The sequence below is a fragment of the Gemmobacter nectariphilus DSM 15620 genome (assembly GCF_000429765.1).
In the GTDB taxonomy this organism is placed as follows: Bacteria; Pseudomonadota; Alphaproteobacteria; order Rhodobacterales; family Rhodobacteraceae; genus Wagnerdoeblera; species Wagnerdoeblera nectariphila.
The window spans coordinates 129,075-146,481 of the sequence record NZ_KE386949.1; the positions used below are offsets into that span (position 1 = coordinate 129,075).

General features: G+C 66.1%; 14 protein-coding genes. 8 read left to right on the top strand and 6 right to left on the bottom strand.

Annotated elements, in window-relative coordinates:
* Positions 1 to 14: 14 nt before the first annotated feature.
* Entirely contained in the window at positions 15 to 827 is an 813-nt protein-coding gene (locus tag G481_RS0119345; protein ID WP_028031455.1) for a TlpA disulfide reductase family protein, read from the bottom strand.
* Between the two features lie 330 nt (positions 828 to 1,157).
* Here G481_RS0119345 and G481_RS25285 point away from each other — a divergent pair, with 330 nt between their 5' ends.
* The 3 genes from G481_RS25285 (at position 1,158) to G481_RS25290 (ending at position 4,726) form a co-directional block, all read left to right on the top strand.
* Positions 1,158 to 2,096 carry a response regulator gene (locus G481_RS25285; RefSeq protein WP_051294664.1) on the top strand — a complete coding sequence of 313 codons (939 nt, stop codon included), beginning with the start codon at positions 1,158 to 1,160 and terminating at the stop codon, positions 2,094 to 2,096.
* A gap of 11 nt (positions 2,097 to 2,107) precedes the next feature.
* A complete protein-coding gene (locus G481_RS0119355; RefSeq protein WP_028031456.1) occupies positions 2,108 to 2,470 on the top strand; it encodes an Hpt domain-containing protein in 363 nt (120 codons plus the stop codon).
* A 66-nt stretch (positions 2,471 to 2,536) separates the two neighbouring features.
* The gene (locus G481_RS25290) at positions 2,537 to 4,726 is read left to right on the top strand and encodes a sensor histidine kinase (RefSeq protein ID WP_161630550.1); all 2,190 of its coding nucleotides are present in this window, start codon (positions 2,537 to 2,539) and stop codon (positions 4,724 to 4,726) included.
* Here the strand turns inward: G481_RS25290 and G481_RS0119365 are convergent.
* Positions 4,704 to 5,144 (bottom strand): response regulator, encoded by a 441-nt coding sequence (locus tag G481_RS0119365; protein ID WP_028031457.1) that lies wholly within the window; start codon positions 5,142 to 5,144, stop codon positions 4,704 to 4,706. The two genes, G481_RS25290 and G481_RS0119365, sit on opposite strands and share 23 nt — an antisense overlap.
* 91 nt (positions 5,145 to 5,235) lie before the next feature.
* Complete coding sequence (locus tag G481_RS0119370) at positions 5,236 to 6,051, bottom strand: response regulator (protein WP_028031458.1); 816 nt, start codon at positions 6,049 to 6,051, stop codon at positions 5,236 to 5,238.
* A gap of 531 nt (positions 6,052 to 6,582) precedes the next feature.
* On the opposite strand from G481_RS0119370, the gene G481_RS0119375 reads away from it, so the two are divergent.
* Positions 6,583 to 9,777 (top strand): PAS domain-containing sensor histidine kinase, encoded by a 3,195-nt coding sequence (locus tag G481_RS0119375; RefSeq protein ID WP_028031459.1) that lies wholly within the window; start codon positions 6,583 to 6,585, stop codon positions 9,775 to 9,777.
* Positions 9,778 to 9,934: 157 nt separating this feature from the next.
* On the top strand, positions 9,935 to 10,903 hold the full coding sequence (locus tag G481_RS24675; RefSeq protein WP_051294666.1) for a response regulator: 969 nt from the start codon (positions 9,935 to 9,937) through the stop codon (positions 10,901 to 10,903).
* An 18-nt stretch (positions 10,904 to 10,921) separates the two neighbouring features.
* Here G481_RS24675 and G481_RS0119385 read toward each other — a convergent pair whose 3' ends face one another.
* Positions 10,922 to 12,394: a cobyric acid synthase gene (locus tag G481_RS0119385; protein ID WP_028031460.1), complete on the bottom strand. Its 1,473-nt coding sequence runs from the start codon at positions 12,392 to 12,394 to the stop codon at positions 10,922 to 10,924.
* Between the two features lie 238 nt (positions 12,395 to 12,632).
* Positions 12,633 to 14,180, bottom strand: a complete 1,548-nt coding sequence (locus G481_RS0119390) for a flavin-containing monooxygenase (protein ID WP_028031461.1) — start codon at positions 14,178 to 14,180, stop codon at positions 12,633 to 12,635.
* 134 nt (positions 14,181 to 14,314) lie between these two features.
* On the opposite strand from G481_RS0119390, the gene G481_RS0119395 reads away from it, so the two are divergent.
* Both G481_RS0119395 and G481_RS0119400 read left to right on the top strand, forming a co-directional pair.
* Positions 14,315 to 14,779 (top strand): pyridoxamine 5'-phosphate oxidase family protein, encoded by a 465-nt coding sequence (locus G481_RS0119395; protein ID WP_028031462.1) that lies wholly within the window; start codon positions 14,315 to 14,317, stop codon positions 14,777 to 14,779.
* Positions 14,776 to 16,119, top strand: a complete 1,344-nt coding sequence (locus G481_RS0119400) for a GAF domain-containing protein (protein WP_028031463.1) — start codon at positions 14,776 to 14,778, stop codon at positions 16,117 to 16,119. Before G481_RS0119395 ends, G481_RS0119400 begins: the two co-directional genes overlap by 4 nt.
* A gap of 93 nt (positions 16,120 to 16,212) precedes the next feature.
* Here the strand turns inward: G481_RS0119400 and G481_RS0119405 are convergent, their stop codons facing one another.
* Positions 16,213 to 16,728 (bottom strand): c-type cytochrome, encoded by a 516-nt coding sequence (locus G481_RS0119405; protein ID WP_028031464.1) that lies wholly within the window; start codon positions 16,726 to 16,728, stop codon positions 16,213 to 16,215.
* Between the two features lie 292 nt (positions 16,729 to 17,020).
* Between G481_RS0119405 and G481_RS0119410 the strand changes: the two genes are divergently transcribed.
* Positions 17,021 to 17,359: a zinc ribbon domain-containing protein YjdM gene (locus tag G481_RS0119410; protein ID WP_028031465.1), complete on the top strand. Its 339-nt coding sequence runs from the start codon at positions 17,021 to 17,023 to the stop codon at positions 17,357 to 17,359.
* The last annotated feature ends 48 nt before the right edge of the window (positions 17,360 to 17,407 follow it).

The window sequence follows — 17,407 nt, forward strand, 5'->3', positions numbered from 1 at the left end:
GTTGCGCGGAAAGGTCAGGGTTGGCCGGCCGTCAGCTCGGCCATGCGGCGCGTCAGGGCGGCGCGCGAAATCTCGCCCGTGTGGCTGGCAACCAGCCGGCCATCGGCGGCAAAGAACAGGGTCACCGGCAGCCCGCGCACGCCCAGGGCCCGCATCAGCGCGCTGCCCCGATCCTGAACGATCGTATCGGCGGCAAGCCCCTCGGCCGCGAGGTAGCTGACGATGCGGGCGGCATCTTCACCCTGATTGGCCAGCTCAAAGCGCGGTGCGCCGGGGGCGGCGGCCATCTCGGTCAGCAAGGGCATTTCGCGCCGGCAGGGCGGGCACCAGCTGGCCCACAGGTTCAGCACCAGCGGCCCGGACAGGCGCAGCTCGGCCCCCGCCAGAGTCGCCAGCGTCACATCGGGCAGGCGAACCTCGGGCGGCCTGTCCAGCGCAAGCGCCGTGATCTGCCCCACCATCGCCGCAACCGCGGCAACGCCTGCCAGCGGCACCGCCAGGGCTGGCGCGCGCCAGCCCATCAGCAACAGGGCCACGAAGGCCACGGCAAAGCCCCATCCGGGTTCGAACCCGCCTTGCCAGACCCGCAGCACATCCAGCGGTGCCGCAGCGAAGGCCGGCCAGTTCAGCACCACATGGGCCAGCCGCGCAGCCAGCACCCAGACAAGCACCAGATAGCCTGCCAGCGCGCCGATCCCCCCGGCGCCGCCGCTGCGGCGCAGCCTGCGGTCAGCGATCTCGGCCCCGACCAGCAGCAAGGCCATGCCGACAACCGCCGCAAGGCGTTGGGCGTCCAGCACCAGCGGGCCAAGGGCAATGGCATTCATCGCACGATCCGCGACTGGCAGGGGGGCCGGGTCATGTGCAGGGCGCGGGCGTCAGGGTCGGTTCTCATCATGTCCGGCGAGATGCGCGGCCAACCTTAACCCGGGCTTAAGCCTGGCACAGGCCCCCGACCGATCACACAGGCTTGACCACAGGCCCGGCACAGTCCCGCCCGCCCCGAGCAGGCTCTCGGGCCGGCCCTGCGAAACAGTGCCCCCGAGACAAGCGAATTGGAACAAATTTTCGCCACTATTGCAGGGTCTCTTCCTCTTTGGGTTGCAGCGCGTGTTTTCCGTCCGTGATCAATCGTGCAAGAATAAACGGAGCAGACAATGGAACCGATGCGAATTCTTGCGGTCGATGACGACCCGGTATTCCTGCTGCTGCTGGAACATATCCTCAGCGATATCGGTTATTCCGACTTGCACTGCGTCGGATCGGGCGCCGAGGCGCTGGCCCGGCTGCGTGATCGCACCCAGAGGTTCGATTGCCTGCTGCTGGACATCGACATGCCCGAGATGACCGGGATCGAGCTGTGCCGCCGGATCCGCGCCCTGCCCGATTACCGCGACACGCCGATCCTGATGATCACGGCGATGAAAACGCTGCAATATGTCGAAGGCGCGTTTCGCGCCGGTGCCAACGATTATGTCCACAAGCCGGTGGACGAGCTGGAAATCCGCACCCGGCTGCGCATGGTGGGCGATCTGCTGGATGAACGGCGGCGCCGGGCTTCGGTCGAATCGCGGATCTCGACCGATTTCGGACTGCCGAATGTGGTGGTCAGCTTTGACGAGCCCTTTGCCATCAACGAGGTCGGCAGCACCATCGAATATCTGGCGCTGGAAAACTATGCCCTGACCCTGGGGCGCCTGCGGCTGTTCGGTCATACGGTCGTCAGCTTCAAGGTGACCAATGCCGAGAGCATATTCTTTGCGACCGACGGCATCGGCTATGTCGATACGATGGCCAATGTTGCGGCGGCCATCGACGGGGCGCTGAAATCCTTCAATCACCTGATCGCCTTTGCCGGTCGGGGGGAATTCGTCGCGATGATCTCGCAGCGGTGCAGCCTGGAAACCGCGACGGTCCAGGATTCCATCGACAGTGCGCTCGAACGCTATGCACGGCTTTATGACGCCCTTGGCATTCCCATGCCGCGCGTGTGCGTGGGGGAAACGCAGCACGCCGGGTTCTTCAGCCGCACATCGGTGAAACAACTGATCCGCGACGCGCGCGAAAGCGCCCGCCGCGCGATGGCCGTAAGATAGGTGGTGACAGCATGACGATTTCAGCTATTGGCACCAGCACGACACCGGGCATCCGCGATCCGCTTGCCGGCATTCGCCAGCGCTTTCTGGCGCTTGTGGAAACCTATGTCATCGAGGTCGAGTTGCTGCGCGAAGATGCGGCCGATCCGGCGCAGGCCGCAGAGGTCATGTCCGAGCTTGCCTCGATCGCGCATCGGGTGGCGGGGGTGGCCGCAACCCTGGGCTTTGCGCCGCTGGGCGATGTGGCCGCACGGCTGGACGGCACGCTGACATGCGCGAAACTGAACGGCAACCTGGACCTGACCGAACACGACGCCCTGATCGGCCAGTTCCACACTGCATTGAATGACGCTGTGGCCCAAGGCGCCTGCTGATCGCGCCTCGGCACGATCAACGCATATGTGACGGACCATCGCCGGATGGGACCGACGGGGATGACCATGTTTGAGTGTTTTCAACCATCGCAAGTCGACGCGCTAGGCTCCCTGACGCTGTTTTTCGGCTTTGCCATCTTTTACCTGCTCTACCGCGTCAGCCAGTCGTATTTCTTTGGCAGGCGGTATTTCGTCATCACCCTTGTCGCCATGCTGGCCTGGCTGTTCGCCGTGTTCATGCAGACCTCTGCCACGGATGCGGTCTGCCGCAGCTTCTGGTCCGATGCCGCCTGGCCGCCGATCGTGCTGTTGCCGACGGCCTGGACACTGTTTCTGATCGACTACACCTATGGCGCGCGCTACCGGCCGCGCCTGTGGCGCACCGCGCTTTTGATGGCAGGGCCGCTGATCGCGGCCGTGACGGTTGGCACGAACGGGCTGCATCATCTGTTCCACACGCCGGTCCCTGCCGATGGCCTGACCGGCGGCGCTCGTCCCGGCCCGCTGTTCTATGCCTTTTCGATCTATCTTTATGCGACGCTGGCCTGCGCCATTCTGGTGACATTGGGCGGCATGTTGCGGGCGCGCGCGCCGCACCGGACCTTTTACGCGGGCCTGTTTCTGGTCACCCTGGCGCCTGCGCTCAGCAATGTGATGTTCGTGGTCTACGACGTTCGCGTGCAAGGGCTGGATCCGACGCCCTTCGCCTTTTCGATCACCCTGTTCATCTTGCTGGTGATGGTCGCCGAGAACCGGCTGATGGATGTCGCCGCCATCGGCAAGGATCTGCTGTTCCACACCTCGCCCGACCCGATCTTTGTGCTTGATGTCGAGGGCAATCCCGTCGGTCGCAACCCCGAGGCACGCCGCATGTTCGGCCCCGATTTCGGGACCAGGGCCGCGGCGGACGGGCTGGGCACCGAATTGCAGGATTTCATCGCCGATCTGATCGAGACATCAGGCAAGCCGCTGCGCAAGACCCTGAGCGTGCGCAACAGGTATTTCGACCCCGAGGTCTTTCCGATCAACCAGCATTTCGGGCCTACCGGCTCGATCGCCGGATGGGTGCTGCGCCTGCGCGATTCGACCGAGCGGCGCTTTCTGTCCGGGGCCTTGCAGGCCGAACGGGATTTCCTGTCGCGCCTGATGGAAACCAGCATGTCGGGCATTCTGGTGCTCGATGCCCATGGGGCAATCAGTTTCATCAATGCCGAGGCCGAGCGGGTTCTGGGCCTTGAAGGTCTGCCGGTGCGCGAGATCAGCCTACGCGATCCCGACTGGCAGTTCGAATGGCCCGAAGGCACAGCCGCCACCGGGCTGGGGGAAGTCGTCTCCGCGCTGATCGCGACCCAGGAGCCGCTGCGCAATCGCCTGCTGTCGCTGCTGCGTCGCAGCGATGGCGAACGGCGGGTGATTTCCGTGAACGCGACGCTGCTCAAGTCCCCCGAAGCCGATGCGCGCGTCGTCGTCTCGCTGGCCGATGTGACCGACCAGCACCGCACGGAAATCAACCTGCGCGATGCGGCGGCGAAATCGGAATCCGAGAACCGCAGCAAGTCGCAGTTCATCGCCAACATGAGCCACGAGATCCGGACGCCCCTGAACGGTGTGCTGGGCATGGCCGAGGTGCTGGACCGGCTGATCAAGGACCCCGAGCAAAAGCGCATGATCACCACGATCCGCCATTCGGGAGAATTGCTGCTGACCATCCTGAACGACGTGCTGGACATGTCCAAGATCGAGGCCGGCAAGCTGGAGCTGGAATCCACGCTGTTCCGCCCCGACCATCTGGCCGCCCGCATCGAAGAGCTGTTCTCGGTCGCAGCCGATGAAAAGCAACTGTCCTTCGAGGTCTATACCAGCGGGCGCGCCGACATCCAGCGCATCGGCGATCCGCACCGGCTGATGCAGATCCTGCAAAATCTGGTCAGCAATGCGATCAAGTTCACCCATGACGGCGAGATCATGGTCACCGTGTCCTGCCCGGCTGGCCGGCCCGTGGTGATCGAGGTGCGCGACACCGGGATCGGCATGTCGGACGAACAGATCGACCGCATCTTCCGCCCGTTCGAACAGGCCGATGGCAGCGTGACACGCCGGTTCGGCGGCACCGGGCTGGGCATGGCGATCGTCGCCAAGCTGGTCGAGCTGATGGACGGCCAGATCGACGTGCAAAGCGAGATCGGCGAAGGCACCACGATCCGTGTGACCCTGCCGCTTGAAATCGATGCGTTCAGCGCCCGGTCAGCCGGTTGATCGCCTCCAGAAAGGCGGCGGCGCGAATCGGCTTGGGCAAGATCATGTCGGCCAGCATCGAGGCCCGGTTCCCCGCAATGCCGCCCGAGCCATCGACCGCCGCCGTGAACAGGATCATCGGGCAGGATGCGTTCAGCGACTGGCTGGCCTTCAGGTGGCGAATCAGCCGGTCTCCGTTGATGTGCGGCATGTTCAGATCGAAGATCAGCAGATCAAAGCGCCGCGTCTGCGCCAGTTCCAGCGCGCGGCGGCCATCCTCGACCAGGGTCAGTTCGGTGGCCGGGTGATCCTGCAGCAGATGTTCGACGATGGCCCGATTGATTTCATCGTCATCCGCGACAAGAATCCGCAGCGGGCGGATCTGAACACGCCCGAAAACGGTCCCTGCATCAGGGCCGGCGTCGCCACCATCATCCATGGCCAATTTCCATCCCACACGAAATATGCAAGACATATCCTGATTTGATTATACAATCGAGAAAAGAAACGCCCGTTGACCGGAAATGCAATCACTTCCTCAACGTAAGGATGGCGTGCATCAGATCCTTGCGGCGAAACGGCTTCGCAAGATGGGTATCAAACCCGGCGACCAGATAATCGGCGACCTGATTGACCAGCGCATTCGCCGTGACGGCGATGGCGGCCGTCGGCGCCATGCCACGCTTCAGTTCGGCCGCGCGGATTTCGCGGATCGCGCTCACCCCGTCCATCACGGGCATGGAAATATCCAGCAAGAGCAGGTCGAACTCATGCGCATGCCAGCTGTCCACCGCCTGCTTGCCGTCCTGCACGCTGATCAGCTTGGCCCGCGTGTCGGCCAGCATCTCTTCCAGCACCAGGCGGTTGGTCGGGCTGTCGTCGGCAATCAGGATGCGCATCCCCTCAAGGCTTTCCGCCTCGTCCAGGGGGGCGGCGTCGGCAGCATCAGTGGCGATATCCGCCTCGGCCCAGGGCAAGGTCAGCCGCACGGTCCGACCAAGCGCCCCTTGCGAAACGGCCATCGTGCCGCCCAGCCCTTCCACGACCCCGGCAAGTGCCGGATCGGGCTGCGGATCGCCTGGCGGGCTTTGAATCTCGACGATGATGGGTTTCAGGGCCTTGGCGCTCAGCTTGAGACGGATGTTGCAATCGGGCACCGCAAAGGGATTGCTGCCCAGGATCGTCTGGAGGATTGCAAACATTGCATCGGGATCCCCGATGCGGCCGTTCTCGCAGCCAAGGCTGCTGAAGGCCTCGAACGCGCCGTTCCCGGCTTCGGCCTTTGCCACATAGACCGCCTCAAGCCGGCGGAGAACATCGACAGGCCTGAAAGGCTTGCGTTCCACTGTGCGTCCCTGATCCAAGCTGTCTTGCGACGGTCGGTTTCCTGCTGCCCACCAAAGCGGGGGATCGGCGCCAAAGCGGCCACAAACTCGCACATACCACGACGAACATCAGGTCCGCCACGCGTGCGCCGTCCACTTCTCGCCCGAATTCAGCCCGACCCAAGACACGGGCGAAAGGGGATGCGACACGTCTTTGGCAGCTATAGCACCGCCGCGCGGACGAACACAACCCGACTGCCAGAGCGCGGGCGAAACCCTGCCCGGCATTCAGCCTTGTGCCCAAAGCGGCGCCAGAGGCGCAATATCATCGCAGGGTAGTGAGGTGCGGGGAATGCTCTCTCATAGACAGATCTTGCATTTCCCGGGATCGCCAGACTTGATGCGCCAGACCGGTTGCGTGCAATTTACACTTGAAAGATGGACGTTAATCTTGCTTGCACAGTGTGCTGATTACCTGGTTCGCGTGGCATGTCGGGCGGCCGGTTCCGATCCAAAGATCGTCTCTGCCCGCCATGCAGAAAGGACGCCGTGATGACTGTGCAAACCCGCATGGCCCGCGCGTTGCGCGCGCTGATTGCCCAAGATGCCTCTGACCTCGAACGCGGGATCGCGCGGGGCCTGGCGGGGCTTTCGGATCTGCTGGGCGGCGGGCGGGCCTGGGTGTTTCTGGCCGGCGCCGACGGCACTGCCTGCCATGCCCATGACAGTTCTGCCGAAGGGGCGGCGCGGCAGATCGCGGCGGCGCCCGGCTGGCCCCGGCAACTGGCGCAACCGATGGTGGCGCCGCAGCCCGCAACCTTGCCCACCATCGGGGCCTATCTTGCAGATCAGGGCGCCGGGCCCTGCCTTGTGACCCCGATGAACACCGCGGACGGCCCTGTCGGGGTCATGGTCTGCGAAGTGATCGCCCCGGATGCGGACATCCGCGACTTTGCCGGGGAATATGCCGGCCTGCTGGCCGAAATCATCCGCAAGGCCCGCACCGACCATCACCGCGCCGAGACCGGCCATCGGCTTGAGGCCATCCTGGGGGCCCTGCCCGATCTGCTGTTCGAAATCGACGCGAACGGCATCTATACCGGCTTTGCTGCCGGCCCCCGGCATCTGCTGCTGATGCAGCCCAGCGAGTTCAAGGGGCGCGAGATCGGGTCTGTCATGCCCCCGGACGTCGCCGTGACCGTGCGGCGGGCCTTGCGCGAGGTGCTCGAACATGGCCACGTCAACGACCTGCACTTCGCGCTGGACCTGCCGGACGGACGCCATGTGTTCGCCGCGAACGGCGCGCGCAAGGCGGCGGCCTCGCCCGGGCAGGATCCCGGCGTTGTGTTCCTGGTCCGCGATGTGACGCAGGCCCATGCGATGAAAGAGGAACTCGGCCGCCTGGGCAGCATCACCCGGGCCATGAGCAACCTGGTGGTCATCGTCGATCCCGATCTGCGGATCACATGGGTGAACCCAGCCTTCGAATCGCATACCGGCTGGACGCTGGACGAGATTCGCGGCCAGTCCCTGCCCGGCCTCGTGCGCTGCGAGGAAAGCGACCCCGAGGTCGTCGCGGGCGTCAGTGCGGCCATCGCGCAGGCCCTGCCGTTCAGTGGCCAGATGGTCAACAAGGACCGGCACGGCAATCGCTACCACGTCGACTTCAACATCCTGCCGCTGCGCGATGCCCAAGGCGAGGTCCAGGGATTTGTCAGCGTCGAAACCGTCGTCACCCAGATCAAGGAACAGAAGGCCGCGCTGGAACGGCTGGCACAGGCCGCCGCGATGGCGCAGTCCCGGCTGGAAAATGCGCTGAACGCTCTACCAGACGGGGTGATGATCTTTGATGCGGACGAGCGGCTCTTGATCTGCAATCCGGCGCAAAAGGCCGCCTTCCCCGAAATTGCGCCGCTGATGGTTCCGGGTGTCACGCGGCGGGAACTGCTGATGCATTCGCAGGCCCTGGGATTCTATGACGCGCCGCTGACGGCAGGTGCCGACATGCCCCCCGCCGATCCCATGGCCATCGCCCGTGGCAAGGCCCATCACGCCGACGAGTTCCAGCTTCGGGACGGGCGCTATTTTCGCCGGGTGATCAACCGGACCGCCGATGGCGGGCTGATCACCGTGGCCATCGACATGACGGCGCGCCACAACCAGATGGCGGCGCTGGATGCGGCGAACACCCAGTTGCAGCAGGCCCTGCACGAACGCGCCGAGGCCGAAAGCCGCCTGCACAACATCATGGATTCCACCCGCGTCGGCACCTGGGAGCTGGATCTGGACCTGGGCATCGTGACCGTCTGTCGCCAATGGGCCCAGATCTTCGGTCTGAACACCGGGGATTGCTGGAAGATCAGCCATGCCGATTTTCTGGATCTAGTCCATCCCGACGATCGCGCCATGCTGGAAAGCAACGACCCCCAGACGCGCAGCCCAGCCCCCGACCTGTTCGAACACGAATTCCGTATGCGCCATACCGATGGACACTGGGTCTGGGTGCTCTCACGCGGTCGGATCGAGGCGCGCGATGCCGACGGGCGGCCGATCCGGTTCGTGGGGGTCGATATCGACATCAGCGAACAGAAGCGGCTGGAAGAAGAGGTCCGGCAAAGCGATGCCTATCTGACCTCGGCCATGGAAAGCAACGTCGCCGCCTTTGCCATCTATGACGATCAGGACATTCTGGTCTACTGCAACCCGGAAGCGAAACGGTTGCTGCATCTGCGCCCTGGCCTGGTGCTTGGCCGACCGACCGAGGGCGATTTCTGGACGATGGAAACCCTCGATGGCGACCCGCTGGACTATGACGAGGGGCCCTGCAGCCTGGCCCGCCGTGCGGGGGCACTGGTCAGCGACATCCGGTTTTCCATCCGCTGGCCCGACGGGCGCCGTCAGGTGCTGACCTGCAATGCAACGCCGGTGGCAACGGGCAACAGGCGACAGAACACCGTGGTCTCGTTCTGGGACATCACCGAACAGCTGCGCGCAACCGAGCAACTGCGCGAGGCCCTGGCCCATGCCGAGGCCATGAGCCGGTCGAAATCCGTCTTCCTTGCCAACATGAGCCACGAGATCCGCACCCCCCTGAACGGCGTTCTGGGGCTGGCCGAAGTGCTGAGCATGCAGATCACCGACCCCGAACAAAGCCGGATGATCGCGACGATCCGGCAATCAGGGGAAACGCTGCTTTCGGTGCTGAACTCGATCCTCGACATGTCCAAGATCGAGGCTGGCAAGATCGAGATCGAGAATGTCCCCCTGGTGCTGCAGGATCTGCTGCAACAGATCGACGCGGTCTATTCCATTCAGGCCGAGGAAAAGGGCCTGGACTTCGAGGTGATCACCTCGACCGGCGCCGATCTGGCGCGCATTGGCGATCCGCACCGCATCCAGCAGATCCTGCACAATCTGATGAACAACGCGATCAAGTTCACCAGCCAGGGCGCGGTCACGCTGACGGTGGCCTGCCGCCGCGATCGGCCGGTGGTCTTCGAGGTGCGCGACACCGGCGTCGGCATGACACCCGAGCAAGGCGCGCGGGTGTTTCACAGCTTTGAACAGGCCGATGGCAGCACGACCCGCCGGTTTGGCGGCACGGGCCTTGGCCTGTCCATCGTGCGCGAGCTGGTCACCCTGATGGGTGGGCAGATCACGCTGGACAGCGCGCAAGGTCATGGCACCTGCATCCGGGTCGAGCTGCCCTTGCCCATGGCCAGCGAGCGGGAAACCGCCACCGCCTGACCCTTGCGGCCCGCCAGGCCAGATACCCAACCGGCGCCACATTCGCGTCCATATTTGACCAAGTTCGCCACACAAGGTTTCCAAAAGGTTGAATTGCCGCGTCGCGGATGAACCGACAAGGCGAACACAAAGGCGGAAAGTGGCGAAGGGTAGTACGATGAAAATTCTCGCTGTCGATGACGAGCCGCTCTTCCTCGAACTGCTCGAGGTTGCCCTGCACGAACAGGGCTTTGCCGAGGTCACCCCGGTCTATTCGGCAAAAGAGGCGCTCCGGGAACTGGAAATGAGCAAGGAGGCGTTCGACTGCATCTTGCTCGATATCCGCATGCCGGGGATGGACGGGGTCGAGCTGTGCCGAAAGATCCGCAGCATTGCGGGCTACAAGCGGGTGCCGATCCTGATGGTCACGGCCATGACGGACCGTCAGTATATCGACGATGCCTTCGCGGCCGGCGCGTCTGACTATCTGACCAAGCCGCTCGATTCCATCGAGCTGCGCGCCCGGATGCAGATGGTCGAGCGCCTGATCGGCGAGCAGTCGCGCAACCTGCTGCTGGAACAGCGCATCGGCCTGATGAGCGAGGCCGCCGATACCACGATCCGGCCCGAAGAGCTGGAATTCGATCTGGACACCCGGATCATGCTGCAAGGCTTCGACCGGATCATCGAATATTCCGCGCTGGAAAACTATCTGCTCAGCCTTGGCATGAAGGAAAGCTATGGCGCCTCGGTCTGTGCGATCCGCGTGACCAATGCGGCCAGCATCTTTGAACAGGCCTCGCGCGTGGCCTTCCTGAACATGCTCTATGATGTGGGCGTGTCGATCGAGACGGCGCTGAAATCGTCCAAGGCGCTGATCTCTTATGCCGGTGGCGGGGTGTTCGTGGCGGTCCTGGGCGACATGCGCGTCCCTGACGTGCGGGTCATCGAGACGCAGATCGCGACCTTGCTGCATGATTTCGACGACATCTATGCCGTCGACAAGCTGCCAAAGCCCGAAATCTCGGTGGGCGCGGCGGTGCGCAAGACCTTCCTGATCCGCCCGCGCGGCACCGAAATGCTGGACCATGCCATCTCGAACGCCAGCAAGCTGGCCGAGCATGAGACCTCTTTGAAAAGCGCCTGACCCTGCGGGGCGCCGCGATCACCCTCGCGGCGCCTGCGCCAGCGCCAGCAGGGCGCCGACGTCCAGATGCGCCTCCAGATGTGCGGCCAGCCGGTCCAGAGTAGACTCCACCGCTGCACCATAGGCGATGCCGCCCGCATCGGCGCCAAGGCCGCGCAGCCAGGCCGCACGGAAGGCATCTTCCGCGAACAACCCATGCAGATAGCTGCCCTCGACCCGCCCATCGGCGGATCGCGCGCCTTCGGGGCGACCCTCGACATGGGCAAAGGGGCGGGCGCGGTCCGGCCCTTCGGTCACGCCGATGTGGATCTCGTAGCCGGATACCGCCAGCCCGCTGGCGGCATGAACCGCGCTGACCCGCGCAAGCCGCTTGTCCGGGCGCATCACGGTGTCCACCTCCAGCAGCCCCAACCCCGGCGTGGTGCCCGGCGGGCCCTCGATCCCGTCAGGATCGGCAACGCTGCGCCCAAGCATCTGATAGCCGCCGCAAATCCCCAAGATGCGCCCGCCGCGCCGGTGATGGGCGATCAGATCCCCGTCCCAGCCCTGCGCGCGCAGAAATTCCAGATCGCCCCGCGTCGATTTCGTGCCGGGGATCACCACCAGATCGGCATCGCCCGGAATTGGCTGGCCGGGCAGGATCATCTGCACGGTCAGCCCCGGCTCCATCTTGAGCGGGTCCAGATCGTCGAAATTCGCGATACGCGACAGCGCAAGGCAGGCGATCTTGACCGGCCCGCGGCCCGCGGCCGACAGGTCCAGCGCATCTTCGGCCGGCAACAGGCGGGCATCGTCGAACCAGGGCACCACGCCAAAGCCGCGCCAGCCGGTGCGGTCCGCGATCATCCTGTAGCCATCGTCGAACAGGCGCGGATCGCCGCGAAAGCGGTTGATCAGAAAGCCTGCGATCATCGCATTGTCCTGCGCGTCCAGCACTGCCTGGGTGCCGACGATCTGCGCGATCACCCCGCCCCGGTCGATGTCCCCCGCCAGCACCACCGGCACCCCGGCCGCGCAGGCAAAACCCATGTTGGCAATGTCACCGTGGCGCAGATTGACCTCGGCCGGGCTGCCGGCGCCTTCGACGATCACCAGATCGGCCTGCGCTTTCAGGCGGTTGAAGCTGTCCATCACCGCCGCCGCCAGCAATGGTTTTTGCGTGCCGTAGGCGCGGGCCTGAAAGCTGCCAAGCCGCCGCCCCTGCACGATCACCTGCGCGCCGGTATCGGTTTCGGGCTTGAGCAGCACCGGGTTCATGTCGGTCGTCAGCTCGACCCCACAGGCCAGCGCCTGCAGCGCCTGAGCCCGGCCGATCTCTCCGCCATCGGCGGTGACGGCGGCGTTGTTCGACATGTTCTGCGGCTTGAACGGCAGCACCCGCAGCCCGCGCAGCCGTGCGGCGCGGCACAGGCCCGCCACCAGCAGCGACTTGCCGACATTCGAGCCAGTGCCCTGGATCATCAGCGCGCGCGGGGGAAGGACATCTGGCATAAGCGCACCTTGGGCTGTCTGGTCCGCAGCCCATAGCCGCTTTGCGGCCCGGCGTCAGCCCTGTGGTGGTCTTGGGCGCGGGGATCCGGCGCCGTCCGGCCATCAACGTCACTTGCAGGAATACGCTGCGGCAAACGCGCGAAATGGTGGCCAGACCGTCCAGATCCGGGATCGCCGCGCCCGTCGCTGCCAGTGTGTCAGCCCGCCCCGGTCCGGGGCGGGCCGTGTCACAGGGCGGTCAGCCCTCGACCAGCTGGCGCGGGGCGGACGCCTCGGGGCGGAACAGCAGACCAAGCAGGGCCTCTTCCTCGGCGGTGAAGTCGCCGCCCCGGATCGCGCCAAAGGCCGAGGCCGCGCCCAGCGTCCGCCGGGCTGCATCGGGCAGCGGGTCGGGGCCGTCCAGCCGGAACGACACCGCCGACAGCGGGCCGAACAGCAAGGCGCGTTCCAGTTCGGGCCGCGTCTCTGTGCGCGGCTCGACCCCGGCACGGCGGGCAAAGCCCAGTGCCACCATGTTCATCGGCCGCGCGGGCGGGCCATTGCGCGCAGCCCGCGCCTCGATCAGGCCCGCCTGCATCTCGGCGCGCGTCGGCATCGCCCCTTCGTCGCCCCAGCAGCCCGCGACATAGCGCGCCTGAAGCTCCAGCACCGGCAGATAGGGCCCGACCAGATCGTAAAGCCCGACAAAGGCCAGACCCGCAAGTTCGGGGTGAAAGCTGTCCGCAAACAGCGTCATGCCTTGCGGGCCAAGCTCGATCGTCCGGGCGATCTCGGGGTCCAGCCAGGGCAAGGACAGGCTGAAGCCGGTGCCAAAGAAAATGCCGTCGAAACGGTCCTCGCGGCCGTCTGCAAAGCGCACCTCGCGCCCCCGCACACCGGCAATCCAGGGCCGCACGGCGATGCGCCCTTCGGCCACGGCGGGCAGGAACCCCTGGCACTGGGTCACACCGGCCGCGAAAATGTCGGGATCGGGGGCAAAGGCGCCATATTGCTCGGGCGAGCCCGAGGCCTTCAGCACCTGCGCCTTCAGCGCCGCCCCGGCCTCGGCCATGGGCAGGCGCGCGCCAGCCAGGGCCGCGGCACGCGTGAACAGGGCATGTTCGGTCGGCACCCCCGCCATCAGCTTGGGCAGGACATAGCGCTGACGGCGATAGGCCACGGTCACGCGCGCCCCCGCCCCGGCCAGCTGCACGGCGATTTCCAGCGCGCTGATCGAACACCCCGCGACCAGCACCGAGGCATCGCGCAGCCGGTCCGGGCCGGCATACTGGCTGGAATGGTTCACCCCCAGCTTGCCGGCAAAGGTCTCAAGGCCCGGAACGGCAGGAATGTCGCCGCTCTGGTGCCGCCCGGTGGCGATGACCACGCGGTCAAAGGTCTGGGCCTGGGCCTGGCCATTGCGGACCGACTGGATCACCCAGCCCCCCCGCGGCGCGGCGGCCAGCCGATCCACCCGGGCGCCGAACCGGATCGCATGGCGCAGGCCGAAGCGGTCGGCATAGCGGCCAAGATAGGCGTGCATATCCTCGCGGCTGGGATAGGTCGGGGTGCCGGGCATGTGATCCATGTCCGAAAAGGCGGTCATGATGCGGCTGGTGTTGGTCACCATGCCCGGCCAGGTGGCGCTGTGCCCCCCGTTCGGGTTCCACTGGCCGCCCAGATCGTCCGACGCCTCGAAGATCACTGGCGCCATGCCGCGGGCGCGCAGCCAGCGGGCGGTGACAAGGCCGGCGGGTCCGGCGCCGATGATGGCAATGCGCAAGTTGACAGGGGATGCGATGGTCATGAAGCTCTCCGTTGCAGATGATGCGCCTTGATGGCGCGGCGCGGCGCGTCAGGCTTGCTAAATGGCTGCTAACCGGGCGGGACTTCGGCTAAAATCCTGCTAAGGATGGCGCATCGACATCGGGGGATACCCACGTGGACGCATCGCTTGTCCGGTTCCTGCAACGGCCCGTCATGATCATCCTTGGCACGGTCGACCCGGCCGCACGGCCCGAGATCGGGCGGGGCGTCGGCGTAAGCGTCACCCCGGATGCGCGCGGGGTCGAGCTGCTGGTCTCGGGCTGGCAATGGCCTGCGACCATCGCCAACATTCGCGCCACGGGCCGCGCGGCGGCCACCTTCTCGCGCCCGTCGGATTACGAGACCTATCAGGTCAAGGGCCGCGCCAGCCTGCGCGCCGCCGCCGAGGCCGAAGCCGCGATCGCCCGCGCCTATTGCCGCGATACGCTGGCCGCCCTGATGGATCTGGGCGTGGCGCCTGGTCTGGTCGAACATTGGCAGGCCACCCGCGATCTGGTCGTCGTGTCGCTGATCCCCGACGCGGTCTTTGTGCAGACACCCGGCCCGCGCGCCGGGCAGCGCCTTGGGGGGATGACATGATCCGCTTGTCCGATCTGGACACCTGTTTCGAAGGCGTGATCCCCGCCGTGATCGCCACAGCCGGCGCCGATGCCGAACCGAACATTTCCTATCTGTCGCATGTGGTGCGGGTCGATGACGATCACATCGCCCTGTCGAACCAGTTCTTCGGCAAGACGGCCGAGAACCTTCGCCGCAACCCCTGTGCCACGATCCTTCTGGTGGATGGCCGGACCGGCGCGCAGTTCCGGCTGGAGACCCTGTTCGCCCATTCCCGGACCGAAGGGCCCCTGTTCGATCTGGTCGCGGCGCAGCTGGCCGCCAGTTCGGCGCAGGTCGGCATGGGGCTGCCGATGCGCCTGAAGGGCGTCGACGTGTTTCGGGTGCTGTCCATCACGGCCACGCCGACGCTGGCCCCCGATGCAGATGCGCCCCCGCCTGCGGTGGATCTGCCAGGCTTTGCCCGTGCCGCCGAGGCGATTGGCGCCGCCCCCGATGTGGCGGCGGCCTATGATGCCGCGCTGGATGCCGCGACCACGCTGATCGGCGCCGATGGCGCGATGGTGCTGATGCGCGATCATCCCCGCGATGCGCTGGTCGCGGTTCTGGGCCGAGGCTATGATCAGGGCGGCGCCGGGGCGGATGTGCCCTTTGGCGAAGGGGTGATCGGCCTTGCGGCCTCGATGAACCATGTGATGCGCGTCGGCGATCTGGGCCGCGTGCGCCGGCTGGGCGCCGCCATCGAGGCCAGCCGCGAGCCCGAGGACCGCAGCCGGCGCATCCAGCTGCCCGGCCTTGCCGGCGCGCTGAGCCAGATGGCGGTTCCCCTGCGGGCCGGCTCCGAGCTTGTCGGGGTTCTGTTTCTGGAATCGCGGCGCCGCCTTGCCTTTGGTCGGCACGAAGAGGCGGCGGCGGTGATCCTTGCCCGGCTGCTGGCAACGGCCGTGCGCCTTGCCGAGGGCCGGTCCGCCGCACCTTCGAGGGCGCGCACGCCGTCCGCGCCGGTGCCTGCGGACAGCCGCATCATCCGGGTGCGCTGCCATGCCTATGACGACAGCGTCTTTGTCGATGATGCCTACATGATCAAGGGCGTTGCAGGGCGCATCCTGGCCTATCTGATCCAGCGTCACCTGACCGAACAGCGCGACGAGTTCACCAACCGCGAAATCCGGCTGGCCCCCGCCCTGCGCCTGCCGGGATACCGCGACAATCTGGAAACCCGGCTGATCCTGCTGCGCCGCCGGCTCGAGGAAAAATCCGCCCCCATCCGGCTGGTCTCGGCCGGGCGCGGGCGGATCCGTCTGGTGCTGGACGGGCGGCCCGAGCTGTCGGGCGACATCCTTGGGGATCGGCCCGCCTGACCGGCAGCCTCTTGGACATGCGCCCAAGGCGGGCCCCTTGACCATCGGGGCGACCCTGGGCCCCACAGGGGCACAGGGCCCTGGCCGGGCGCGTCAGTTCCCCGGCGCAGTCACGCGGTAGAACGGCGCAGGCGCGGGGGTGCCCGGTCCGACCGGCCCCGGCACCATATTCTCAACCGGCGGGGCCGCGCGCAGCCAGGCGACCAGCGCGTCCAGATCGTCCTTGCTCAGGCTGGCATATCCGGGCCAGGGCATGACCGGCACCAGGACGCGCCCATCGGGGCGCACGCCCGTGGTCAGGGCGGTGGCGATCTCGGCCTCGGTCCAGCTGCCGATCCCGGTTTCATGCGGCGTCAGGTTGCTGGGCCAGAAGATGCCCATCCCTGGCAGCTCGAACCCGACCGTGCCACCCGACAGGCCCTTTTCAACGATCGGCGCCCCGTCGGGGCCACGCGGCATATGGCAGCCCGCACAATCCATGATGCGGGCCAGATAGGCGCCGCGGGCCACCAGATCGGCTTTGGCGGGTTCGGCCCTTGCATCCAAGGATGCGGCGGCAAGGACGAAAACGGCAAGGGGAAAAACGGCAAGCGTCTGTGAAGTCATCATTTTCTCGATCCATGACAGGGCCGGCGCCGCCCGCGGGGCAGGCGGCAGGACGGCCGGGGGAATTGCGGCATCTGGCAGGTGGCGTCTGGAATGGCGCCCTGTGCTGCGGATCTAGCGCCCGCCCTGCCCGCAGGCATGCTAAGAAAATGCCAAGCCCCGGGTGCCATTGCTAAAAGAACCCTAAGGTGCGGCGGGCCATCCCCCCGCACGCATGGCGACCAGCCGCAGGACAGCTTGCCGCAGGGGGGCCGCCCCCCTATCGCCCGACGCGCCCAGCCGCTATACGCCCCACATGAGCCAGACCCTGCCCCCGTGCCCCGAATGCCGCTCTGCCTATACCTATGAGGCAGGATCCCTGCTGGTCTGCCCCGAATGCGGGCATGAATGGGCACCCGGCACGGCCGAGACCGGCGCCGAGGTGCGCGACAGCGTGGGCAATGTTCTGGCCGATGGCGATACGGTCACGGTGATCAAGGATCTCAAGCTCAAGGGCTCGTCCAGCGTGATCAAGGTCGGCACCAAGGTGCGCGGCATCCGTCTGGTCGAGGGCGATCACGACATCGACTGCAAGATCCCCGGGATCGGGCAGATCGGCCTCAAGTCGCAGTTCGTCAAGAAGGTCACCGACTAGGCGCCCGGCCCCTCTGCCATGCCCGGGCCGTGCCCCTGACGCAGCGGC